Source organism: Bacteroides congonensis (assembly GCF_900130125.1).
GTDB lineage: Bacteria > Bacteroidota > Bacteroidia > Bacteroidales > Bacteroidaceae > Bacteroides > Bacteroides congonensis.
This window is the reverse complement of sequence record NZ_FQXY01000009.1, coordinates 651,123-673,717: the sequence shown is the minus strand read 5'-3', so window position 1 is coordinate 673,717 and position 22,595 is coordinate 651,123. Positions and strand designations below refer to the sequence as shown.

Here is a 22,595-nt window from a genome sequence, read left to right as displayed (position 1 = left end):
GAACGAACAATAAATGTGTAAAATAGAACAGTTCACCGTTGTCTAATAATTAGACGCTGCTGTCTAATTATTAGACAGTATTTGCAAGACTCTAAAAGGTAAACAGTTGATAATGAGTTATTATTCTTTTTGGCACGCTTTCTGCGTTTAATAAATAGAGAAAAAACAGAAAAACATCTAAAATATGAAACAACTCTATTATGTAATCCGGACTTTGTTGCGGGGGCGTGGTTCAAACATTATCAAAATCCTTTCTTTGGCATTGGGACTGACAATGAGTATCCTGTTGTTTGCCCGTGTAGCTTTCGAGCAGAGTTTCGATAAGTGCTTCAAGGAATATGATAACCTATATCAGATTTTCTCCGTCTTTTCCACGAACGGACAGACTTTTGAGCCGCAAGATAAGAATTGCGGCCCGGTGGCAGGCGCTATCTTGGAGAATTTTCCCAAAGAAGTGGAAGCGGCTACCAGTTATTGTGACTGGATGGGAGCCTCTCTTTATAATGGAAGTGTCCGTTTCGATGCCCGTAAGCTTGTAGCCGATTCACTTTTCTTCAAGACGATGGGGATTGAAGTACTGAGTGGTATCCCTGAAAAAGAACTGATGCAGAAAGACGTTATCTTTTTGAGCGACCGCCTGGCACGGAAGATGTTTGATAAGGAAAACCCGATAGGGAAAGTAATCACCTACAACAAGGATATAGAGTTAACGGTAAAAGGAACCTTTGTCGACATCCCGGAGAATTCCACGGTAAGACCGGAAGCCGTGGTTTCCTTACCTACCATCTGGACTCGTAATTGGGGAAATTACTCATGGAGAGGGGGAGACAGTTGGCTCGCCTTTATCCGCTTCCGTCCGGGATCCGACAAGTCGGTGGTAAATGCCCGCATAGATGAAATGATAAAGAAATACCGTCCTGCGGAAGATCAAAAGGTGGTAGGCTATACAGCTTTCGTGAAACCTATTCGTGATGTTTATCGTGAGTATAAGGATGTGAAGCGGATGCGGAATATCATGTCAATCTTGGGAATCATCATTCTCTTTATCGCTACCTTGAATTATGTCTTGATTTCCATTTCCTCACTTTCTCAACGTGCCAAAGCCATCGGTGTACATAAGTGCAACGGTGCAGGCAGCGGCAGGATATTAAGTATGTTCCTGTTGGAAACAGGCGTCATTATTCTACTCGCATTGGTGCTGATGGGCTTAATCCTGTTGAACTTCCGTGAATTCTTTGAAGATACCGCGTCTGTCGAGCTAAGTGCCCTGTTCGCTTTAGACCGTCTTTGGGTACCTTTGCTAATTGTCGTCGTACTGTTCGTAATAGGCGGAATATTGCCCGGTCGTCTGTTTGCCAAGATACCTGTATCCCAAGTATTTCACCGCTATACCGAAGGAAAGAAAGGTTGGAAACGGCCGTTACTGTTCGTGCAGTTTGCTGGCGTAGCCTTTATCTGCGGACTGATGTATGTAGTGATGCTGCAATATTATTATGTACTGAACAAAGAGCTTGGATATAACCCGCAACGTGTTGTCGTAGCCAGTGCCAGTTTTGGAAATGACGAGAATCAGAATTATGCTCTGACGTTCTTTAAGGGTCTGCCATATGTAGAGGCGGTGTCCAGTGCCGATACCCATCCGGTGTATAGTTATAGCGGGACAATGATTCAAAATGAAGGTGGACAGTCACTTTTTTCATCCCGTTATTGTGATATGATGGAAGATTATCCGGCAATGATGGGGATGGTTATGAAAGAAGGACGTATGCCGCGCAACCGTGAAGAAACGGTAATCAATGAGACATTTGGCGAATGGATGCACTGGGGAAACGACCTGCTGAATCGTACCGTCTACAACTCCGGTTATGTCTGCAAGGTAGTGGGAGTTCTCAAAGATTTTCGTATCGGAAATTTCACTAATCCGCAACAACCTATCACCATTATGGTCACCAAGAAATTTGGATCCTGTATCCACATCCGTCTAAAAGAACCATTCATGGAAAACCTTCAGAAACTGAATAAAGAATCGGCAGAAGCATTCCCCGATAAAACGATTGATTTCCGTCCGATGGAACAAATGATAAAAGACAGTTATAATTCAGTCCGTGTATTCAGTAACGCCACTATGTTGGCGGCGATAACCATGTTCTTTGTGATGCTGATGGGATTGATAGGATATACCACCGACGAAGTCCGCCGCCGTTCCAAAGAGATTGCCATCCGTAAGGTCAACGGTGCCGAAGCATCCGGTATTCTGGAAATGCTGGTGAAAGACGTGCTCTATATAGCCGTTATTGCAGTTGTTATCGGCGTGATAGCTTCCTGGTATGTCAATGATATGTGGATGGATATGTTTGCCGAACACGTGCCCGTCAGTTGGGCGGCCTATGTCCTGATAGCGATAGTCAACCTGCTTGTCATCGTTGCCTGTGTCGTTTGGAAATCCTGGCACATAGCGAATGAAAACCCGGTAAACAGTATTAAAAGCGAATAATTAAAAACATAAAATAAAAAGATTATGATTGAAATAAACAACATCAGTAAAGTATTCCGTACTTCCGAAGTGGAGACAGTAGCTTTGAATCACGTAAGCCTTGACGTAAAAGAAGGAGAGTTTGTAGCCATTATGGGGCCTTCCGGCTGTGGTAAATCTACCTTGCTGAATATCCTCGGACTGTTGGATAATCCCACCGAAGGTTCTTACCGATTGGTAGACGAAGAAGTGGCCGGACTGAAAGAAAAGGAGCGCACTCATGTCCGCAAAGGCAAGTTAGGCTTCGTATTCCAAAGTTTCAACCTGATAGACGAACTGAACGTTTACGAAAACGTGGAACTCCCTTTGACCTACCTGGGCATTAAATCTTCCGAACGCCGCCGCATGGTGGAAGACATCCTGAAAAGAATGAATATCAGCCACCGTGCCAAGCACTTCCCGCAACAGCTTTCCGGCGGTCAGCAACAGCGTGTAGCCATTGCCCGCGCCGTAGTGACTAACCCGAAGCTGATTCTTGCCGATGAACCGACAGGTAATCTTGATTCAAAGAATGGCGCGGAAGTGATGAATCTACTGACGGAACTGAATAAGGAAGGAACTACCATTATTATGGTGACACACTCACAGCACGATGCGAGTTTTGCCCATCGCACTATACATTTGTTCGATGGTAGTATTGTAGCGAGTGTCACAGCATAAAAAAATACGAAACAGTATGAGACAAATCTACTATAATATACACACATTACTACGTGAGCGCAGCTCGAATATCATAAGAATCATCTCTCTTTCATTGGGACTGACTATTGGTATTCTGCTTTTCTCGCAGATAGCTTTCGAGCTAAATTTTGAACAATGCTATCCGGATGCGGAACGGTTGTCTCTTATTTTGCGGAACAGGCATGGCTTGACCAGTTTGCCGAACAGATTGATTTGGATACGTTGCTTTTTGTAGGCACAGCCCTTTTTGTTCAATTACTGATTGTAATTTGTGTTGTTCTGAAAGCATGGCATATCGCCAATGAGAATCCGGTAAATAGCATCAAAGCGGAATAGAAGTTACAGGACAAAAACAGAATAGGGCAGGAACAGCCTTATTCTGCTATCACACTCTGTTGTTTCGACACCTTCTTAATATAAATCATCAGACTGACAACCGCCGTAATAAACGCCAATGCATCCGATACCGGCATACTAATCCAAATCCCTTTCAATCCTAATCCCCACCAATTGGGGAAAAGCAACAGGCAAGGCAACAAATAAAGCAACTGCCTTGTCAGCGAAAGGAAAATGCTGATTTTCGCCTTGCCGATACTTTGGAAGAAGTTACCGATAACAATCTGTGCCCCTACGAACGGGAACATCAATACCGTCAAGCGCAGTCCTTCTACGGCAAGCCCGATCAGTTCATCATTATCCGTAAAGAGCGCGGACACCGCATGCGGGAAAAACTCACAAATCAGGAAACCGCTGCTAGTGATAACCACTCCCGAGATAATCCCCAGTTTCAACGTCTGCTTCATCCGGTCTATCTTCTGTGCCCCGAAGTTATAACCGACAATCGGCTGCATGCCCATCGTCAATCCCAATACAATCATAACATAAAGCGTCAGCAATCGGTTGATGATACCATACGCGCCGATAGCCATATCGCCCCCATATTCCTGCAAACTGTTATTGATAATAATAACAATGGCACACGCGCAAACATTCATCAGAAACGGCGACATGCCGATAGCGAAAATACTCTCCACGATTCTCCGCTTCATCTTCCATACCTTTCCTTCAAAATGCACCGTGCTGTCTTTCTTCATAAAATGGCTCACCACCCACACCATGCCGATCAACTGCGAAATGACCGTTGCCGTAGCAGCACCGCGCATTCCCCATTCAAAGTGGAAGATAAAGATAGGGGCGAGGATGATATTAGCCACCACCGTCACCATAGAAGTAAGCATCGCCTTCTTCGGATAGCCGGTAGCACGCATCACGTTGTTCAATCCTATCATCGTATAAGTAATGGGAGTTCCCAATAAAATAACCTGCATAAAACTACGTGCATAAGGCAACGTATCAGGACTCGCCCCGAAGAAAGTCAATATATCATCCAAAAAGATGAAAGACAATATCCCGAAGAAGAAAGAATTTGTGATGCAGAGCATCAGCGTATGTGACAGAATCTCCGTAGCCCCCTTCATATCCTTTTGCCCCAGACGGATAGAAGCAAGCGTAGAACCGCCCGCCGACACTAACGTACAGAAAGCCACCACAAGATTCATCAGTGGGAAACTGATAGCCAACCCCGCAATAGCCATCGGGCCGACCCCATGCCCGATAAAAATACTATCAATAATATTATAGATGGAAGTAATCGTCATTCCTATAATAGCGGGAATGGAGTATTGTAACAGCAGTTTGCCGATACTCTCTTTTCCTAAGATATGTGGGTCGTTCTTGCTCATGCGTCAGTCGATTTGTTGGATAAACCAGTAGAATTGTTGGATAAAAACGTATGTTACGTTTTTTTTAGCTTTGCAAAGGTACGAATAATTTGCCTGATTCGATGATTATTCGGAACTTTGCGCCCGTTGATACACAAGGTTTAACGTTTTAGGTAAAAAGAAAGTTTGATATGAATACAACAAAGACAATTGCGGCACTGTTCGACTTCGACGGTGTCATTATGGATACAGAGACGCAGTACACCGTTTTCTGGAACGAACAAGGACTGAAATATCTGAACGAAGAAGATTTCGGGCGCCGGATCAAAGGACAAACCTTGGCGCAAATCTACGAGAAATACTTCTCGACTCTCCCCGAAACACAGCAGGAAATCACAGCGAAACTTAACGTCTTCGAGAAACAGATGTCCTACGAATACATCCCCGGTGTAGAAGCCTTTATCGCCGACCTGCACCGTCATGACGTAAAGATAGCCGTAGTCACCAGCTCCAACGAGGAAAAGATGCAGAACGTTTATAACGCCCATCCCGAATTTAAAGGAATGGTAGACCGCATCCTTACTGGCGAGATGTTTGCCCGTTCCAAACCCGCTCCCGACTGTTTCCTGTTAGGAATGGAAATATTTGAATCCACCCCCGAAAGCACATACGTCTTTGAAGACTCCTTCCACGGCCTGCAAGCCGGAATGACTTCAGGCGCAACCGTTATCGGACTCGCCACCACCAACTCCCGCGAAGCCATCACCGGAAAAGCCCATTACATCACGGACGACTTTACCGGAATGACCTACGATAAACTGTTGACGCTGAACCGCTGACCCCGTTCCGCATTTAAACGTCTTCATCCATCTTCCCGACCGCCCGTCAGCTATCCCTGACGAGTGATTGAGAGGATTTTTTGTATTTCCTTCTCTGTTATGAATTAAATGTTATAACTTTGCCCCGATTTTTTGCTGATGTTTAACGACACAGCTCAAAACACATAATAATAAATTTATAATTAAAACTTAAAAAAGACATGGCTGGTTATATATCAGATGACACAAGAAAGGTGACTACTCATCGCTTGGTTGAAATGAAACAGAGAGGCGAAAAGATTTCTATGCTTACTTCCTATGACTACACGATGGCACAGATTGTAGACGGTGCAGGAATGGATGTTATCCTCGTAGGCGACTCCGCTTCCAATGTAATGGCAGGTAACGTAACCACGCTGCCCATCACGCTTGACCAAATGATTTATCACGCTAAGTCCGTAGTACGTGGTGTAAAACGTGCCATGGTAGTCGTTGACATGCCTTTCGGTTCCTATCAGGGCAACGAAATGGAAGGACTTGCTTCCGCTATCCGCATCATGAAAGAGAGTCACGCCGATGCTTTGAAACTGGAAGGCGGAGAAGAAATCATTGGTTCTGTGAAACGTATTATCAGCGCAGGTATTCCGGTAATGGGACATCTAGGACTAATGCCGCAGTCTATTAATAAATACGGAACTTACACCGTACGCGCCAAAGACGACGCTGAAGCTGAGAAACTGATTCGCGACGCCCATTTGCTCGAAGAAGCGGGCTGTTTCGCCATCGTGCTCGAAAAGATTCCGGCAACCCTTGCCGAACGTGTAGCTTCCGAGCTGACTATACCTATTATCGGTATCGGTGCAGGCGGTCATGTAGACGGCCAGGTACTGGTTATTCAGGATATGCTTGGCATGAACAACGGCTTCCGTCCCCGTTTCTTGCGTCGTTACGCCGATTTGTACACGGTGATGACCGATGCTATCAGCCGTTATGTATCCGATGTGAAGAATTGCTACTTCCCCAACGAGAAGGAACAATATTAAACAAACTATATGGCAGTTAAATTGTGGACAGTTCATTTTATGCGGATATGTGTAGCTAATTTGCTGTTGTTTATATCCTTGTATGTGTTATTTCCGGTGCTTTCCGTTGAGATGGCCGACCGTCTCGGAGTGCCGGTTGCACAGACAGGAGTAATCTTTCTCTTTTTCACGCTGGGAATGTTCCTTATCGGCCCTTTCCATGCCTACCTCGTAGATGCATACAAACGTAAGAGTGTGTGTATATTCTCTTTTGCCCTGATGGTAGCGGCAACGGTAGGTTATGCTTTTGTGACTAACATAACGGAACTTATCCTGCTGAGTACCGTACAGGGATTGGCATTCGGCATAGCCACAACAGCAGGCATCACCTTGGCAATCGACATCACCAACTCTACACTGCGCAGTGCGGGGAATGTCAGTTTCTCATGGGTGGCACGCCTAGGGATGATACTGGGTATCATTCTCGGAGTATGGCTCTATCAGAGTTATTCCTTCCAAAATCTGCTGTCCGTCTCCGTTATCACCGGAGCAGCGGGAATCCTCGTAGTGTCCGGTGTCTATGTGCCTTTCCGTGCGCCGATTGTCACCAAGCTCTATTCCTTCGACCGTTTCTTGCTGTTGCGGAGTTGGGTGCCTGCCATCAATATGATTCTGATTACGTTCGTGCCGGGACTACTGATTCCGCTCGTTCATCCTTTCCTTAACGACTCTGTACTCGGAACTACGGGAATCCCCGTACCTTTCTTTGCAGGAGTAGGAGTAGGATACCTCGTATCTCTGTTTCTGGCACGCCTGTTCTTTATGAAAGAGAAAACGCTCAGACTGGTCATTGTAGGAATCGGACTGGAAATGCTGGCTATGTCCCTGCTGAATGCGACTACTTCGATAGCCGTTCCTTCCGTGCTCTTAGGACTCGGACTGGGGCTTATCCTGCCGGAATTTCTGGTCATATTTGTGAAACTTTCCCATCATTGCCAGCGTGGAACGGCAAACACCACCCATCTTCTGGCAAGCGAGGTCGGAATCTCCTTAGGTATCGCCACTACTTGCTATCTGGATTTGGATACCGACAAGATGCTTCATGTCGGACAGATGGTAGCTTCGGTCGCTTTAGTGTTTTTCGTCATTGCGACGTATCCTTATTATATAAGAAAGAAAGTGAGATAAGAGGGATAAAATCCCTCTGGAAAATGGCGTCACTATACTGTCCGGATAGTGACGCTATACTATAAAAATAGTGACGCTATCACATGCGGATAGCGTCACTATTTTTATTGCATGAATTCGTTGTTAATTCCGGCTTACCTGTTTCACTCCTTTCACCGTCCTCAGCTTCTTGATAAGCGCTTCCAGTCTTCCCGTATCGCCAACCATAACCGTCAGCGTCCCCGAGAACAAGCCGTCATGCGAGTCAATGCCGATAGAGCGGAGAGTAATCCCGTTCTCCTTGGATATAATAGAAGTGATATTCGTTACGATACCAATATCATCGTGTCCCACAACGCGCAGCGTGATAGGATACTGTGTACCTACCGACTTACCTGCCCAGCGGGCCTTCACAATCCGGTAACCGAAACGTTCGCGCATCTGATTCGCGTTCGGGCAGTCCTTCCTATGAATCTTGATTCCCCCGCTTACCGTCACGAAACCGAATACATCATCACCGTAAATAGGATTACAACACTTCGCCAGTTTGAACTCCAATCCTTTCAGGTTCTGGTCAATCACAAGCACGTCCTCTTTCGAAGTCGTCTCTTCCTGTGTAGCCTGCAAGTTATATCCCTCGGCACTGCGATACACAATCTCGTCATGCGTATCATTGTCCCGCTTCTGCTGCTCGATGTATTTGTCCAAAACCTCGTTGACATCCAGTGCTTCATCAGCTATTTTCTGATAAAACTCCGTCACGTTCTTGAATCCTAAACGCTTGATAAGACGCATCATCGTCGCCTCGTCATACTCCAGTTTGCGGTTCTTGAACTTCCGTTCCAGTGTCTCTTTCGCAAAGTCATGCTGACGTGCCACCATCTCTTTGAGAGCCTGCCGGATCTTCGTGCGGGCTTTGGAAGTGGTCACAATATTCAGCCAGTCCTGTTTCGGCGTCTGCGTATTCGAAGTCATAATCTCCACCTGGTCGCCGCTGTTCAGCTTCTGCTTCAGTTGGACATTCTTTCCGTTCACCCTTGCGCCGATACACTTGCATCCCAACTTGCTATGGATATGGAAAGCAAAGTCGAGCACCGTAGCCCCCTTTGCCAGTTTGAACAAATCCCCTTTGGGCGTGAAAACGAAAACTTCGTCCTCGTAAAGATCCATCTTGAACTGATCCATTACCTTCATCGAGTCGTTGTCCGCATTCTCCAACGCTTCCCGCACCGAAGTCAGCCATTCGTCCAGACCCGTTTCGCCTTTGATACCTTTATATCTCCAGTGCGCGGCCAGTCCGCGTTCCGCGATTTCGTCCATGCGGCGGGTACGTATCTGCACTTCCACCCATTTCCCTTCCGGGCCCATCACAGTGATGTGCAACGATTCGTAACCATTGCTTTTCGGGATAGACAACCAGTCGCGCAGCCGCTTCGGGTTCGGTTGATACATGTCCGTCACGATAGAATATACCTGCCAACATTCCTGCTTCTCCTTCGCCGGTTCCGGTTCCGAATCCAGGATAATGCGGATGGCAAACAAGTCATAAATCCCTTCAAACGGAGTCTTCTGTTTCTGAATCTTGTTCCATATCGAATGGATGGACTTGGTACGCCCCTTGATGTCGAATTTCAGTCCCGCTGCCGCCACCTTCTTTTGGATAGGCTCGATAAAAGCAGCGATATACTTGTCGCGTGACGCCTTCGTCTCATTCAGCTTATCCTTTATATAATAATAGGTGTCCCGCTGTGTATATTTCAGCGACAAATCCTCAAGTTCCGATTTCAACTTGTAAAGTCCCAGCTTATGCGCCAGCGGAGCATACAGATAGGCAGCCTCATTCGCTACCTTGTTCCGGTCTTCCTCGTTGCCCGTATCCTTGATTTTGCGCATCACGTTCACGCGGTCGGCAATCATAATCAGAATCACACGCATATCCTCGGCAAACGAGAGCAGCAGGTTACGGAAATTCTCCGACTCAATCGCCGGACTCTTGGCATAGAGTTCATTCGTTTTCACCAATCCCTTGATGATGCTCGCCACATCTTCCCCGTATTCCGCATTCACTTCCTCGATGGAGAGTATATGCGCTTTCACAATTTCGTGCAGCATGATACCAATCAGGCACGAGCCCTTCATTCCAATTTCTTCGGTCACGATAACCGCCGTTTGTAAATCTCTGATGACGGGATTCATCCCGAAGTTATTGCGTTGCAGCCCGTTACATTGGGCAGCTTTGATTAGATGTTTCTTTAACTTTAGGCAATCCTGCCAGGAAATGCTGTCTCCGGCAGATAGCATCAAATGCCGGTAGAGTGAAAAAAGCTCCTTTTTTTCCTCTGATGTAAAAAAGACGTCCATATTCAATCTTGTTAATTCGATGTAAAAGTAGTTTTTTTCCTGCACATTCAAAAGGAAGTAACAATTATTTGTTATCAGTAACTTATAAATATGGTTTGGTTATCAATATGTCACATTTCAGCCCTAAAAGAACCAAAGTGAAGAACCATAAAAAAGAACCATTTTAAAGAACCGATTATGATAGGGCAGATTTTTTTCAATGAAGTTAGGGCTAGTTTTAATTTGAGGAAGCCGAAAAGTGACAGACCAACGAATATATATCTGGTATGCCGAATAAATAAAAAGCAGGTAAAGTTATCTACAGGAGTAAGGGTGTATCCCGACCAGTGGAACACAAAAAAGCAGGAAGCGTATGTAAGTCCAAGACTAACCGAGTTGGATAATATAAATAACGCAATAGTAAACGATGAGATAAATAAACTCAAAGCAGATTTTATTGATTTTAAGCGTTATATTTGCGATAATCCAAATGAGATTGATAATAGCTTATTTTTACTAAAGAAATATATTTACAAATATAAAATGATGAAACAACAAGAATTGCAGAAGCCTGTTCAGTGGCTTCGTAGAGCTATTAGCCAAGATAAAACGATAAAATCAGATGGACAAAGGAATACATTGGCTATTTATTGGGGACATTTAAAGGTATTTGAAGAATTTCTAAAAGCAACCGATAGAGATGATATAACGTTTACTGACATAAATTTGGCTCTAATCAAAGATTTTGAAACTTATCTGTTTAATAAACAGGTCAGTAAGGGTAAGACTACTAAAACAAGTACTGTTGGTAATAAAGTAACCGCTTTGATTTCAATTATAAAGAGAGCAGAACCATACGGCTTAATAGACACTTCAGCAGCGAAGTTGAACCTGTATAAGAAGCCCAAAAGTAGGGAAGGTGATGATAATGAAATATATCTGTCAGAAGAAGAAGTAAGCAGAATGTATGCTTTAGAACTCAAAGGCTTAGAGGAAAAGGCTAGAGATGTTTTTGTATTACAATGTTGGACAGGGCAGAGGTTCAGTGATATGCAATTGTTAAATGGTGGTACTGTTAAAGACTTCAATAATGGGAAGATATTGGAAATTGTGCAAAAGAAAAGAACACATAAAGTTTCAATACCATTGTTTCCTGTTGCTTTAGAGATACTGGAAAAGTATAATTTTCAAGTACCCAAAGTACGTGAAAATACTATGTTGAAATACATAAAGGAAGCAGGACAAAAGGCAGGTATAATAGGCAAACATATTGTAACAGAAGATAGAGGTTCAAAAATAACTAATACTACTTATTGTAGATATGAATTGATAGGTACACATACAGGAAGACGTTCATTCATTAGTAATATGCTGAAACGTGGTTATGATAGTCATATACTTATGAGAATAACAGGGCATACTACAGAAATGGCATTTAAGAAATATGCTAAAATAAGTTCAGAAGATGCAGCTAACTTGATGCTAGAAACAGAAGCTAGCAAGATTAATCAAGCTAATAAAGTCAAACAATCCAATGACATTATACCTTCTAGTAATGAGAATATAGCAGAAGCAATAAGTAAAGGTATTGAAGCTGGTTTGAAACATAAGAATGATATAGCTTATGACTTGTTATTTAATAGTCAGGAAAGTAATATTGAATCTTACGGAATAGATAGAGATGTGGATATAAGCCAATTCGATTTAAATAAGGATGAACTAGACTTTCTTAATAGGTCAATGGATAATTTTGAAGTTGGAACACCATCTTTAAAGGTAAGGAAAATACTGAATAGATTGCTGGAATTGGGAATAGTGGTACGGCTTAAATAAAAATATTTATATGAAAAAAGCCCACCTTGATTTATATCAAAGTGGGCTTAAGTTGCTTATAATCAGGTTTATTAAGACGCTAGTTTGGCATCCTGTAGATTTCCATTCATCCATTTGCCGTTCTTTCTGATAAAGATTCCAGCCAGATTAGTAGGTATCATAATAACGCCTTTGGTTGTTTTGTAGTAGTTGTAATTGGCAGTAGTGTAATTGCAATACGCTGTTTCAGAACGTAGATTCTTTACTTTGTCTGCATTATATATAAAGCATATATCTTCGCCAAAGAAGTTGACGTACCACGCTGCTTTACAATCGTGAGTATCCTTGACAGCCAATAGGCTTTTAAGTTTTTCAGTTTCCATTAAATGAGTGGGATAATTAACGTACCGTATATCCCTGCATTTTATTTCAGCTACTATTTTATCTTCGTTGTGTATTAAATAGAAATCTACGGGATTATATCTACCAGTAGATTCCTTGTATTTGGTTATATTTCCATCTTCTAATAATGACTTGAATAAGTCCCTTCCTTTACGTTCCATTGCTAAAAAGTTATCCATTTGCTAGTAATTTGATTACTAGCCTGTTTCTATATTACATATTCATAAACATTAGCCATTGTGCATTTTCATTACAGGCTAATTAGGTTAATATATTTATTGTCTTGTATTGATAATCCTATCTGCTTCTTTCGTGATGTGTTGCTTAATCTCTTTTACTGTGAATCTTACTAAGTAAGTTGATAATAGTGCTGCTGCAATAAGTGTAATGTAAATCATAATCGTTTATTTAATTGAATGTTGTCTTGGTGTATCTTTACTTGAATACTATCTTTGGTCTGTAAATCTCATATCCTTTGACTGTTTTACTGTCAATCCACTTAGCAATAGGTTTACAATCAAACCATTTATCAAGGTCTGTAGCTTTGACCTTATCGGTAATACCTAGTATATCGTATGCTTCTTTAATACAGTCCTTAATATCAGCATTACTAAAGAATCCAGTCTTTATCTGCTTGCTAAGTATTTGTACTATTTTCGTATCTCTGTTTTTATCCGATTCCAGACTGATAAGAGCTTTTTCTATAGCTGTTTTGATGTATCGCAAACTTCTAACTTTATCAGTTCCTAATTTGTGATAAGCAGGTACTACTAATGGCTGTACTCTAACTATTTCGTCTGTTTCTGGAGTAATAACCATATTTTGTAGTAGTTCCGTATATCTAAGGAAAGCATCTTTAAAAGATAGTTTTTTTCCTGCTTTATTCATTGTTTCGTTTAGTCTTTCATATTCTAATTCAGTAGTCATATTCCCGTTTGCATTGTGTTCCTTTCTTAAAGCGATACCATCATTATAGATAACCTTTTCCAATTTGAAATTATAAAGGTCTAACTTTACTAGCATATCATTAAGGAAATAGTTCCCTTCTTTATCACACACTGCATAGGCACTGTTAAGCATCTTTTCAGCCATACTTTTAGCTTTCTTGCTACTATTGTTGATAGCAGTAATTAATTCGTTTGCACCTTCTATTTCATCATTCATTCTTTGTACCATTTCTTCGTAGGTAATATCTAGATTTAGCTTCCTTTTTCCCACACTATTAAAGATGTGTACCATTATGTTTCTAAATGGATTGGATTCAGTCCTGATTCTACCAGCTATCTGGTAAATGTCAGTGGATATATCGAGCAGGGTATTAGTATTGCTGGAATTACTAACCACGAAGCACATACCTGTTTCACTGAAATAATCAGCACCTTCAAATGATTTGGAAGTAATGAAAGTAAATGGCTTATTGGTACTTCTACTGTTGCTGATAGTATATCCTGCTAATTTGTCTCTGTTTGACGGATTATCTGCACATACAATCTTTACTTCATCGTTACCAAGTTGGCAATATTCTAAGATAGAAGCTATATCTGTAACAGAATTTATAAAGAAGTATGCTTCCGTACTTTTATTACCATTTATTTCCAGATAGCCATCTTTCTTATAAGCGTTAATATAATTGGCTGCCTTTACATAGGGATGATTGGTTTGGTCTAATTTTACTATTAAAGTGTCTGTATTATCCCATTGAGCTTCTACCAGTTCCACATCTGAAAGAATGGACGGTGTGAAATCTGCACTGATTGGAGTGGCAGACATAAAACAGAATGATTTGTATTTCCTAAAGCAGTCCAGTACACCGTCAATAGCTTTCTGTCTATAACTGTATGCTTTTAGCAATATATGATATTCATCTATAAGCAGTCTGAAATCGGTAGGATTTAGGTACTGTTCTAAATATTCCATCTTATCATAGGTACACATTATCTTTTTTATTCCAGTGCTGGAAGCATATTTCTTTAGCTCTTTTTTGGCTTGGTAAGTAAAAGTACCGAATAATCCAAATACAGGCTGCTCTTTGCCATCATAGGATGTAATAGTAGTAAGACCAGATTCTGTTAAGCCCGTCTTATTTACGATAAGTTCTGTAGTAGGTACTGCAATGATATAGGATTCATCATTAAAGAGGACTACAGTAGTACCACCACAGCCAGTAACTACTTTATTAAAGATACAATTATGTGGTAAATCAGGTAAGTTTAAATATCCATTAGTTGAATTTATTTTTAAGGTTTTCATAGGTTTTTACATATTAAATTAAGGTAGTAAGTAATCTGAATAGTAGTAAATCTGAATTTAGAAGTTAATCTGGTTAAAATCTTTGGTCTTGAGTTCCTTACTTTTTTTGTATGGTATAAGGTAGCATTTGCAAATTTTGGTAAGGATTGGGATAAAATAATAAGCGTATCACTACGCCTATTATCCGTTGTTTCAATTTACTAATTTAAGAAAATGCAGAGGAAAGCTGCATTTTTAACAATGGAATCCCAAAGGGATTATATGAATTATGAAAAATGAATCAAAAAGAAGGAACTAGCTACTATTATTCACTAGTTCCATATTTTAGTCAGAATTTCGCAACAATAGAAGCATTTATGATAGTAGCTGCTTCTTCTAATTTGCTGATACAAAGATAATAAAACTTTTTGACTATAAAAACTGGAAGATACACAAATTTGAAAAATAGTGTACAGGTGTTTCTAAGCTCTGTATTTATCTACCAGATGTGCGTGAATGCTGGATGAATGAAGGTGAAGTATGTTTTTTTATCGTTTCTTTCCAGTATCCCGTTTTCAAGAGCAAAGTATATACTATCGTGTTGTATGCTTACTTCGTGGACTATCCGATTAAGTGAGAGGTCTACAATATTAGTACCAATTCTGGTGTATGATTTAAGCCGTATAAGTGCTCCTAATTGGTTCTTATTGCCATTAATGTTAAGCAGGTCTGAATCTATGGTTATATATAGTCTATCAGGTTCTGTGTATCTGTATGTGTTATATGTTCCAGTTCTATCTATTACTAAGTATCCTAGCTCATCAAATTTCTTTAAATGCTTGAATACAGTAGTTTCGCTTATACCACAGGTACGTACTACATCTTTAATTGTTGCATCTGGATTATTGGCTATTGTTACTAATGTACAGAAGTAGGTGAATGCTTCATTATTTGTAAGATTCTGAATGTATTGGATGTTTAGTTTGATTTTCATTGGTAAAATGGGATATTATTTGTTTTAATATATTTATATTTGCATCTAAACTTAATTGTTGTAATTATGGAAGATAAGAAAAATAAAAAGTGCTTTATAATGATGCCTATTAGTGATGCAGAAGGCTATGACAAGGGGCACTTTACGAGAGTGTATGAACATCTTATAAAGCCTGCTGTTATGGATGCTGGTTTTGAACCAGTACGGGCAGATGATACATCAAAGGCTAATTTTATAGTAGTTGATATACTAAAGCAGATACTTGATTGTGATATGGCTATATGTGATTTAAGCTCTAGAAATCCTAATGTATTTTATGAACTTGGCATTAGGCAGGCTTTTAATCTTAAGACTGTTTTAATAAAGGATAGTAAGACTGTAATGCCTTTTGATATATCTGGAATAAGAACATTACCTTATAGTGAAACTCTTAGAATAGATGAGGTTAAGAAAGCTATTCCAGAGATGGCTAAATGTATAAAAGAAACATATGATGCTGATATTAAAGAGGTTAATTCGTTGTTGCAGTTGCTTTCAATAGAAAAACCAGCAGCCTTGCCAGAGAAAATAACTTTAACACAAGATTCTAGTATAATATTAGGCGAAATAAATAAATTGCATAAGAGGATTGATGTTTTAGCTACAAATGGAAACTACTTCGTAAAACTTCCTAATGGTGAAACAGCTCAAGTTGGTAATGAACTTTATGATACTAACTTCAATTCTGTAGGGGTTTTGGTTGGAGAAACATCGTATAGTATTATACTTAGAGATAATGAAAATAATATAGAAAATATACCCAAAAATAGTGACTTAGGTAAAGTGCTTACAATGTTTCCTTTCTAAAGACACTGTCCAAAATTTTGTGTAAATGGCAATATGATTCAGTTGTAAGTTTCCTCTTATTTATATCTGGATTCTGTTTCCATTTACACAAAATATTTTATAATGCCAAATCTTTTTTAGTATGTAAATGTTTTCTGGAATGGCACTGTTCACATATAGACATTAAATTATCTGGATTATAAGCCACTTCTTTGCGTTTCATTCCTTCATAGTTCATAAAGCTATCTATATGATGGGCGTGAAACGCAGGAGTGATTACACCTTTGGATAAACATACTTCACATAATGGTGACTGCATTAGTTTGCTAGCTCTAAGTTTGTGCCATCTGTCAGTATTATAAATCTTCTGTCTTTCTATCCTGTTATTTGATGGATTACGCTGTTTCTTCGCTTTCTTTAAATATGGCATTATTGTAGTATTCTGTAGGTATTATATACTCTCCATCTTCCGTAGCTATTTCCAGTGGAAATAGCTTTTTCTTCATAGTGTAACTTTGCAGTTGTGCATATTTTTTAGCTGTATAAAACTGTATCTTTACTAATTTCAGAACGGTGTCTTCCGTTACTTTATCCAGTCCTATTTCCAAACATTTGATTATAGCTTTATGAAGTAAATCTTCTACAGTTTGGGACATATAAATAGTGTCTTTATAATAGTTGGTGCACTGCTTTAGTAAATCTGGGTAGTGCTTAGCTATGATAGCCATAATTTGCTTATGTTGTGGTGATAGCGGTTTGTCTATTGTTGGATTGTAGCTGTATTGTTCGTATTGTGGTTTCCAGTTAATCTTTTTATCTAGTTCTTCTGTTGATATGTGAAATATTTGCGCTGTTTTATCTATTCCATAGTCATATATATACTGTTCCAATACTTCTTTACTTGGGATTGTCTTTTTCATTTTTAAATCGTAGGTAGTCATTCATTGTTTGCCTGTTGTAGCCATAGAAGTCTTTCAGTATTGCTTCTACCAGTTTTTCTCTATCTAACTCGTTGTCTGTCTCTTTATATTTGTCTATTAAATCCAGATTCCTGTCAAAGAAATCAGCGATTATCAATCTTAATATTTTAGACCTGTCTTTCTTTAATAAATCGCATAGTTCATTCAGTAGCAGTTCCGTATTCAGGTCTATTTTAAACTTAATTTCTATCGGATAATTACACGTTCTTTCCATAGTGTTTGATTTTTTATTCTATACAAATTTACTGAAATAAAATAGGGTGTCAAAATGAATGTATTACATTCTTAATTAATTGTGTTATAGTCTCTTTATGTGTAATTGAGTACCTTTTTAGCTTTACTATTTAGAAAATAAAAAACGTAATACTATGAAGAAATATTCAATTCCCAAAGGTATAGAAAAAGAAGCTGCTGAATACATACAAGGAGTACTTGCAGAGCTTGAAAATAGAGGTGTTTTAGAGAATATAGATAATGCTGCCTTAGATATGCTGGCAAGAAATTACAGCACATTTATCAAGGCATCCAAACAGTTGGAAATAGACGGTTTGACAGTTACCAGTGATAGAGGTAATATAGCACCACATCCATTGGTAAAAGTTGCAAAGGATGCACAAACACAAGCTATGAAAGTTATGTTGGAATTTGGACTGACAGCCAAAGCACGTACCAAATTACCAAAGATGGATAAAACGGATGACGAGGAATCCACACCATTAGAACAGTTCATTGTTACTGGTAAGAAAGAAGTTAGATGATGAAACTTTACTATGAGTATGCAAGTAAGGTTCTTAATAATGAAATAATAACAGGTGATACAATAAAACTGGCTTGTAAGAGATTCCAGAATGACTTATTGAGGGATGATTTGGAGTTTAGGGAAGATGTAGTAGACAGGGCTATTAGCTTTATTGGCACTTTGAAACATTATACAGGCAAGCACGCTGGCAGTAACTTCATACTGGAAGGCTGGCAACAGTTTATTATAGCTAATATACTGGGATTTTACTGGAAGGGTACAGGAACTAGGAGATTCACCAGTTCATACATAGAAGTATCTAGAAAGCAAGGTAAGACTGCTTTAGCTGCCGCCTTGTGTTTGTATTATCTAATTGCTGATGGTGAAGATGGTGCAGAAGTCTTGCTGGCTGCAAACAGTAAGGAACAGGCAAAGATAGCTTTTGATATGTGTTCCAAGTTTAGTAAGGGACTGGATACCAAAGGCAAATATTTGACAGCTTACAGGGCTGATATTCTGTTTAAGGCTACTAATAGTAAATTGAAAGTACTTGCTGCTGATGATAGCAAACTGGATGGATTTAATGCCAGTTTCGGTTTACTGGATGAATACCACGCTGCCAAGACAAGTAAGGTAAGGGATGTAATAAAATCCAGTATGGGTATGCGTGAGAATCCACACCTGTGTACTATTACTACTGCTGGATTCGACAAAACTTTACCTTGTTACCAATTAAGAACTGTAGCTATAGAAGTGCTTAATGAATTGAAAGCAGATGATGAAATGTTTATTGCCATCTATTCTTTAGATGCTGCTGATGATTGGAGAAGTGAAAAGAACTGGATGAAAGTTGCTCCTAATTTGAATATTACTGTTACCAGCAAATACATCAAAGGACAAGTACAGCAGGCTATTAATAATCCTTCTGATGAAGTGGGAGTACGTACCAAGACACTTAACCAATGGTGTGACAGTGCTACAGTCTGGCTGTCTGATGAAAGTATTATAAAGTGTACACAAGCAGTAGAGCTGTCAAAATTCAAAGGATTACCCTGTTATATTGGAGTGGATTTAGCTGCTACCAGTGATTTAACTGCTGTATCTTATTTAGTCGTTGATAGTGATAAATACTATTTTAAAACTCATTACTACCTTCCTGAATCGGCACTTACAGATAAGACAGACAAGGAACTTTATAAGCTATGGAAAAGGGCTGGCTTACTTACTGTTACTGCTGGTAATGTTACTGATTATGATTACATAACTACTGATATGCTTAAATATTCAGAAATAGTTAATATACAGGCTGTAGGATATGATAAGTATAATGCTACACAGTGGGCTATAAGTGCTACAGAAAAAGGATTACCACTGGAAGAATACGCACAGACATTAGCCAACTTTAATAAGCCTACCAGAGAGATGGAACGGCTTATATTATCTGGGAAGGCAGCAATAGACAATAATGAAATAAACAGGTATTGCTTTAGGAATGTGACTTTGAAGTCAGACCATAACGGCAATATCAAACCTAACAAACAAGTAGACAAAAAGAAGATTGATGGAACTATATCTATGATACAGGCTTTAGGTATGTATTTGCAAGTACCACACTACACAAACCAAATATTTACATTTTAATGAAACTCAATATCAATTTCAATCCATTTAAAAAGAAAGAAGCCAGACAAGAAGAACGCAGCTATAACTTTCTTTCAGATTCTCTATTTTATAATTCAGCTACTACATATTCAGAATCAAAAGCTATGCTGTTATCTGCCGTTTACAGATGTGTAGACGTGATAAGTGATTCTGTTGCACAGTTACCGTTAGAACCGTATTATGTAGATGATGAGGGCTTTAAAACAAAGTTTACCAAGCATCCTACATATTGGTTATTAAACAGAGAACCGAACGACCAAATGAGCAGATTTACTTTTATCAAGACACTGGTTACCAGCGTACTTCTTACAGGTAATGGCTATGCTCTTATTAACAGAGATGAAAAAGGTGATGCCAAAGAACTGATATTCTTAAAATCAGATTCAGTATCAGTCACTTTTAAAAACGGAAAAAAGATGTATAACATTACAGGGATAAATCAATTGGTAGAAGCTATCAATATGATTCATATCCTGAATTTTAGTTATGATGGGATTACAGGTATAAGTACTTTAAAACACGCCAGAAATACACTAGGGTTAACTGCCGATTCAGAAGCGCACGCAGAAGGATTTTTCAAAGGTGGTGCTAATCTGGCTGGCATTATTAAAGTGGAATCTTCATTGACGGCACAACAGAAGCAGGACATTAAAACGGCTTGGAGTAGTGCTTTTAATTCTATTACTGGTACTCCCAACGGTGTAGCCGTAATGGAAGGCAATATGACTTTTCAGCCTATAACCGTAAATCCGTCTGATGCACAACTATTGGAGACTAGACAGTTCAATGTGATTGATATTTGCAGGTTTTTCGGTGTGTCGCCAGTCAAGGCTTTTGATTTGTCCAAGTCCAGTTATAGTACAGTAGAAGCTACTCAACTGGCTTTCTTGACTGATACGCTTTCACCACTACTGGAAAAGATAGAACTGGAATTTGAACGTAAACTGTATAAGCCGTCTGAAAGGAATAATATAGATGTTCGTTTTGACACTTCCGTTCTTCTTCGAGCAGATAAGGCAAGTCTGGCTAGTTATTATAATACGCTGTTCCAGATTGGTGTGATTACTCCAAATGAAATCAGAAAGAATCTGGATTTACCAGCTATTGAAAACGGTGACAAATCATTTGTACAGGTGAATGTACAGACACTAGATAATGCAGTTACTAAGCAAACAGAAAAAGACAATGAGGTATATAATCAAGGGGAATGATTTTAGCTTTACTTGGACTATAAAGGACTGTAACGGCTATGTAGATTTATCTGCTGTTACTGATTTGAAGGTAATGTATCAACATTCTACAGTTCCATCCAAGAAATATGTAGCAGATGCCAGAATAGTTGATATAGTCCTTAAAGAGAGGGAAGAAGATTTAGGGGATACTGTTCTTTATGACAGTACTTTAGTGAAAGGCATTGAGTTTGAGGTAACAGCCGAACAACAGCAGGAAATGCTTTTGGGAGACTATAATGTTATCTGTACATTTATAAAGAATGATGATAGTCACTGCTATAAAATGATTAGGGCTTATACCATAGTAGCAGATAATGATGGTCTTAAATATTGCTGTTCTGAATCAAAGGAAAGACTGATTAAGCTAAGTCAGTTGATAAATGATATGGGATTTATCACTAGAGATGATTTACCTACCAAAGTAAGCGAGTTGCAAAATGATTGTAACTATGTCAATATAAATAGTGTACCTACTAAACTTAGTCAGTTAGTGAATGATAGTAACTTTGCTTCCAAAGATGAAGTTCCCAAATATACAACGGAGCTTTCCAATGATGCACAGTTTACCAATGTTGTAGACTTGGCAAAAAAGGTTGATAAGGAATCTGGCAAAGGATTATCTACTAATGATTATACTAATGAAGATAAAACCAAGCTTACTAATTTATCTGATTTTGATTCGACAGGTATTAATAAGGAACTAAAAGAACTGGAAGAAGCACTGGCTGCTAAAGCTGATACTAGTGAAATACCTAATTTCACGTCTGATTTAATAAATGATTCCAAGTTCGTAACAAGTTCCGATTTACTTGCTGAAAATGTAGGATATGACAGTACAACTGTGAAAGACACATTGGATTCATTGCTGTACGAAGCTATTAATATAACTTCATTTACCAGTAACGTAGAACCAGTACAGGAAATAGGAACTAACATTAACAGTATAACACTTACTTGGAAGTTAAGCCAGCCAGCAACGGAACAATTTATTAATGATGTACCTGTGACAGGCAGTTCTTTCACATTTGATACTCCATTCAACAGCAATAAATCATTCACACTAAAGGTAAATGATGGAACTACCATCAAATCTAAAACTATTGATATTAAGTTTATGAATAATATATATTACGGTGTATCATCTTCTACTACTTATGATTCCAACTTTATTGAATCTCTTACAAAAGAACTACGGCAAGCTACAGAAATGAATTTCAGAGTAAATGCAGGCAAGGATGAATATATCTGTTTTGCATATCCTTCTCATTATGGAGAAGCCGTATTTAGTGTAGGCGGATTTGAAGGAGGATTCAGAGAAGTAGCCAAGTTTTATTACACCAATGAATCAGGATATAACGAACAATATACAGTTTACTGCTCTGATAATCCCTGTCTGGGAGATACTAGGGTAAAGGTAATATATGTATAAGGGATTACT

The 22,595-nt window shown here is 39.3% G+C and carries 19 protein-coding genes and 1 pseudogene; 12 read left to right on the top strand and 8 right to left on the bottom strand.

Going from position 1 to position 22,595, the window contains the following annotated elements:
• The first annotated feature begins 184 nt into the window (after nucleotides 1-184).
• From BQ7997_RS09440 to BQ7997_RS09430, 3 genes and pseudogenes are all read left to right on the top strand, one after another.
• Nucleotides 185-2,494, top strand: a complete 2,310-nt coding sequence (locus BQ7997_RS09440) for an ABC transporter permease (RefSeq protein WP_073345728.1) — start codon at nucleotides 185-187, stop codon at nucleotides 2,492-2,494.
• 24 nt (nucleotides 2,495-2,518) lie between these two features.
• Complete coding sequence (locus BQ7997_RS09435) at nucleotides 2,519-3,193, top strand: ABC transporter ATP-binding protein (RefSeq protein ID WP_073345726.1); 675 nt, start codon at nucleotides 2,519-2,521, stop codon at nucleotides 3,191-3,193.
• Nucleotides 3,194-3,364: 171 nt separating this feature from the next.
• A pseudogene (locus BQ7997_RS09430) lies at nucleotides 3,365-3,550 on the top strand (hypothetical protein); the annotation flags it as partial.
• Between the two features lie 38 nt (nucleotides 3,551-3,588).
• Here BQ7997_RS09430 and BQ7997_RS09425 read toward each other — a convergent pair.
• Nucleotides 3,589-4,956: an MATE family efflux transporter gene (locus tag BQ7997_RS09425; RefSeq protein WP_073345722.1), complete on the bottom strand. Its 1,368-nt coding sequence runs from the start codon at nucleotides 4,954-4,956 to the stop codon at nucleotides 3,589-3,591.
• Nucleotides 4,957-5,126: 170 nt separating this feature from the next.
• Between BQ7997_RS09425 and BQ7997_RS09420 the strand changes: the two genes are divergently transcribed.
• The 3 genes from BQ7997_RS09420 to BQ7997_RS09410 all read left to right on the top strand — a co-directional run bounded on the left by BQ7997_RS09420 (nucleotide 5,127) and on the right by BQ7997_RS09410 (nucleotide 7,963).
• A complete protein-coding gene (locus tag BQ7997_RS09420; protein WP_073345719.1) occupies nucleotides 5,127-5,774 on the top strand; it encodes an HAD family hydrolase in 648 nt (215 codons plus the stop codon).
• Between the two features lie 200 nt (nucleotides 5,775-5,974).
• The gene (gene panB / locus BQ7997_RS09415; protein ID WP_022137289.1) at nucleotides 5,975-6,796 is read left to right on the top strand and encodes a 3-methyl-2-oxobutanoate hydroxymethyltransferase; all 822 of its coding nucleotides are present in this window, start codon (nucleotides 5,975-5,977) and stop codon (nucleotides 6,794-6,796) included.
• Nucleotides 6,797-6,805: 9 nt separating this feature from the next.
• On the top strand, nucleotides 6,806-7,963 hold the full coding sequence (locus BQ7997_RS09410; RefSeq protein WP_073345717.1) for an MFS transporter: 1,158 nt from the start codon (nucleotides 6,806-6,808) through the stop codon (nucleotides 7,961-7,963).
• A 123-nt stretch (nucleotides 7,964-8,086) separates the two neighbouring features.
• Here the strand turns inward: BQ7997_RS09410 and BQ7997_RS09405 are convergent, their stop codons facing one another.
• On the bottom strand, nucleotides 8,087-10,303 hold the full coding sequence (locus tag BQ7997_RS09405; protein ID WP_073345714.1) for a RelA/SpoT family protein: 2,217 nt from the start codon (nucleotides 10,301-10,303) through the stop codon (nucleotides 8,087-8,089).
• A 177-nt stretch (nucleotides 10,304-10,480) separates the two neighbouring features.
• On the opposite strand from BQ7997_RS09405, the gene BQ7997_RS09400 reads away from it, so the two are divergent.
• Nucleotides 10,481-12,115 carry a tyrosine-type recombinase/integrase gene (locus BQ7997_RS09400; protein ID WP_073345712.1) on the top strand — a complete coding sequence of 545 codons (1,635 nt, stop codon included), beginning with the start codon at nucleotides 10,481-10,483 and terminating at the stop codon, nucleotides 12,113-12,115.
• Nucleotides 12,116-12,186: 71 nt separating this feature from the next.
• On the opposite strand, the gene BQ7997_RS09395 is transcribed toward BQ7997_RS09400, so the two are convergent.
• The 3 genes from BQ7997_RS09395 to BQ7997_RS09385 all read right to left on the bottom strand — a co-directional run bounded on the left by BQ7997_RS09395 (nucleotide 12,187) and on the right by BQ7997_RS09385 (nucleotide 15,719).
• Nucleotides 12,187-12,657, bottom strand: coding sequence for a hypothetical protein (locus BQ7997_RS09395; protein ID WP_235817276.1), 471 nt, complete (start codon nucleotides 12,655-12,657; stop codon nucleotides 12,187-12,189).
• 274 nt (nucleotides 12,658-12,931) lie between these two features.
• Nucleotides 12,932-14,746, bottom strand: a complete 1,815-nt coding sequence (locus tag BQ7997_RS09390) for a hypothetical protein (protein WP_073345707.1) — start codon at nucleotides 14,744-14,746, stop codon at nucleotides 12,932-12,934.
• A gap of 478 nt (nucleotides 14,747-15,224) precedes the next feature.
• Nucleotides 15,225-15,719: a MarR family transcriptional regulator gene (locus BQ7997_RS09385; RefSeq protein ID WP_073345705.1), complete on the bottom strand. Its 495-nt coding sequence runs from the start codon at nucleotides 15,717-15,719 to the stop codon at nucleotides 15,225-15,227.
• Nucleotides 15,720-15,785: 66 nt separating this feature from the next.
• Here BQ7997_RS09385 and BQ7997_RS09380 point away from each other — a divergent pair, with 66 nt between their 5' ends.
• Nucleotides 15,786-16,565 (top strand): hypothetical protein, encoded by a 780-nt coding sequence (locus BQ7997_RS09380; protein WP_235817275.1) that lies wholly within the window; start codon nucleotides 15,786-15,788, stop codon nucleotides 16,563-16,565.
• 97 nt (nucleotides 16,566-16,662) lie between these two features.
• Here the strand turns inward: BQ7997_RS09380 and BQ7997_RS25895 are convergent, their stop codons facing one another.
• The 3 genes from BQ7997_RS25895 to BQ7997_RS09365 all read right to left on the bottom strand — a co-directional run bounded on the left by BQ7997_RS25895 (nucleotide 16,663) and on the right by BQ7997_RS09365 (nucleotide 17,738).
• Nucleotides 16,663-16,863, bottom strand: coding sequence for an HNH endonuclease signature motif containing protein (locus BQ7997_RS25895; protein ID WP_235817274.1), 201 nt, complete (start codon nucleotides 16,861-16,863; stop codon nucleotides 16,663-16,665).
• A gap of 76 nt (nucleotides 16,864-16,939) precedes the next feature.
• Nucleotides 16,940-17,464: a hypothetical protein gene (locus BQ7997_RS09370; protein WP_235817273.1), complete on the bottom strand. Its 525-nt coding sequence runs from the start codon at nucleotides 17,462-17,464 to the stop codon at nucleotides 16,940-16,942.
• On the bottom strand, nucleotides 17,442-17,738 hold the full coding sequence (locus BQ7997_RS09365) for a hypothetical protein (RefSeq protein WP_004308831.1): 297 nt from the start codon (nucleotides 17,736-17,738) through the stop codon (nucleotides 17,442-17,444). Before BQ7997_RS09365 ends, BQ7997_RS09370 begins: the two co-directional genes overlap by 23 nt.
• A 154-nt stretch (nucleotides 17,739-17,892) precedes the next feature.
• Here BQ7997_RS09365 and BQ7997_RS09360 point away from each other — a divergent pair, with 154 nt between their 5' ends.
• From BQ7997_RS09360 to BQ7997_RS09345, 4 genes are read left to right on the top strand one after another with little or no spacing between them, the layout of a single operon-like run.
• The gene (locus tag BQ7997_RS09360) at nucleotides 17,893-18,282 is read left to right on the top strand and encodes a phage terminase small subunit P27 family (RefSeq protein ID WP_004308833.1); all 390 of its coding nucleotides are present in this window, start codon (nucleotides 17,893-17,895) and stop codon (nucleotides 18,280-18,282) included.
• Nucleotides 18,282-19,904, top strand: a complete 1,623-nt coding sequence (locus tag BQ7997_RS09355; RefSeq protein ID WP_073345697.1) for a terminase large subunit — start codon at nucleotides 18,282-18,284, stop codon at nucleotides 19,902-19,904. The genes BQ7997_RS09360 and BQ7997_RS09355 overlap by 1 nt, the downstream gene beginning before the upstream one ends.
• The gene (locus BQ7997_RS09350; protein WP_073345695.1) at nucleotides 19,904-21,136 is read left to right on the top strand and encodes a phage portal protein; all 1,233 of its coding nucleotides are present in this window, start codon (nucleotides 19,904-19,906) and stop codon (nucleotides 21,134-21,136) included. Before BQ7997_RS09355 ends, BQ7997_RS09350 begins: the two co-directional genes overlap by 1 nt.
• On the top strand, nucleotides 21,111-22,586 hold the full coding sequence (locus tag BQ7997_RS09345) for a hypothetical protein (protein ID WP_073345692.1): 1,476 nt from the start codon (nucleotides 21,111-21,113) through the stop codon (nucleotides 22,584-22,586). The genes BQ7997_RS09350 and BQ7997_RS09345 overlap by 26 nt, the downstream gene beginning before the upstream one ends.
• Nucleotides 22,587-22,595 lie beyond the last annotated feature (9 nt).

What these genes read in the sequence shown, in the direction of transcription:
- BQ7997_RS25895 (WP_235817274.1), bottom strand. Translation starts at nt 16,863, where the DNA reads ATGCAGTCACCATTATGTGAAGTATGTTTATCCAAAGGTGTAATCACT.
- panB (WP_022137289.1), top strand. Translation starts at nt 5,975, where the DNA reads ATGGCTGGTTATATATCAGATGACACAAGAAAGGTGACTACTCATCGC.
- BQ7997_RS09395 (WP_235817276.1), bottom strand. Translation starts at nt 12,657, where the DNA reads ATGGAACGTAAAGGAAGGGACTTATTCAAGTCATTATTAGAAGATGGA.
- BQ7997_RS09410 (WP_073345717.1), top strand. Translation starts at nt 6,806, where the DNA reads ATGGCAGTTAAATTGTGGACAGTTCATTTTATGCGGATATGTGTAGCT.
- BQ7997_RS09420 (WP_073345719.1), top strand. Translation starts at nt 5,127, where the DNA reads ATGAATACAACAAAGACAATTGCGGCACTGTTCGACTTCGACGGTGTC.
- BQ7997_RS09390 (WP_073345707.1), bottom strand. Translation starts at nt 14,746, where the DNA reads ATGAAAACCTTAAAAATAAATTCAACTAATGGATATTTAAACTTACCT.
- BQ7997_RS09350 (WP_073345695.1), top strand. Translation starts at nt 19,904, where the DNA reads ATGAAACTCAATATCAATTTCAATCCATTTAAAAAGAAAGAAGCCAGA.
- BQ7997_RS09385 (WP_073345705.1), bottom strand. Translation starts at nt 15,719, where the DNA reads ATGAAAATCAAACTAAACATCCAATACATTCAGAATCTTACAAATAAT.
- BQ7997_RS09360 (WP_004308833.1), top strand. Translation starts at nt 17,893, where the DNA reads ATGAAGAAATATTCAATTCCCAAAGGTATAGAAAAAGAAGCTGCTGAA.
- BQ7997_RS09345 (WP_073345692.1), top strand. Translation starts at nt 21,111, where the DNA reads ATGAGGTATATAATCAAGGGGAATGATTTTAGCTTTACTTGGACTATA.
- BQ7997_RS09425 (WP_073345722.1), bottom strand. Translation starts at nt 4,956, where the DNA reads ATGAGCAAGAACGACCCACATATCTTAGGAAAAGAGAGTATCGGCAAA.
- BQ7997_RS09435 (WP_073345726.1), top strand. Translation starts at nt 2,519, where the DNA reads ATGATTGAAATAAACAACATCAGTAAAGTATTCCGTACTTCCGAAGTG.
- BQ7997_RS09370 (WP_235817273.1), bottom strand. Translation starts at nt 17,464, where the DNA reads ATGAAAAAGACAATCCCAAGTAAAGAAGTATTGGAACAGTATATATAT.
- BQ7997_RS09400 (WP_073345712.1), top strand. Translation starts at nt 10,481, where the DNA reads ATGATAGGGCAGATTTTTTTCAATGAAGTTAGGGCTAGTTTTAATTTG.
- BQ7997_RS09405 (WP_073345714.1), bottom strand. Translation starts at nt 10,303, where the DNA reads ATGGACGTCTTTTTTACATCAGAGGAAAAAAAGGAGCTTTTTTCACTC.
- BQ7997_RS09380 (WP_235817275.1), top strand. Translation starts at nt 15,786, where the DNA reads ATGGAAGATAAGAAAAATAAAAAGTGCTTTATAATGATGCCTATTAGT.
- BQ7997_RS09355 (WP_073345697.1), top strand. Translation starts at nt 18,282, where the DNA reads ATGAAACTTTACTATGAGTATGCAAGTAAGGTTCTTAATAATGAAATA.
- BQ7997_RS09365 (WP_004308831.1), bottom strand. Translation starts at nt 17,738, where the DNA reads ATGGAAAGAACGTGTAATTATCCGATAGAAATTAAGTTTAAAATAGAC.
- BQ7997_RS09440 (WP_073345728.1), top strand. Translation starts at nt 185, where the DNA reads ATGAAACAACTCTATTATGTAATCCGGACTTTGTTGCGGGGGCGTGGT.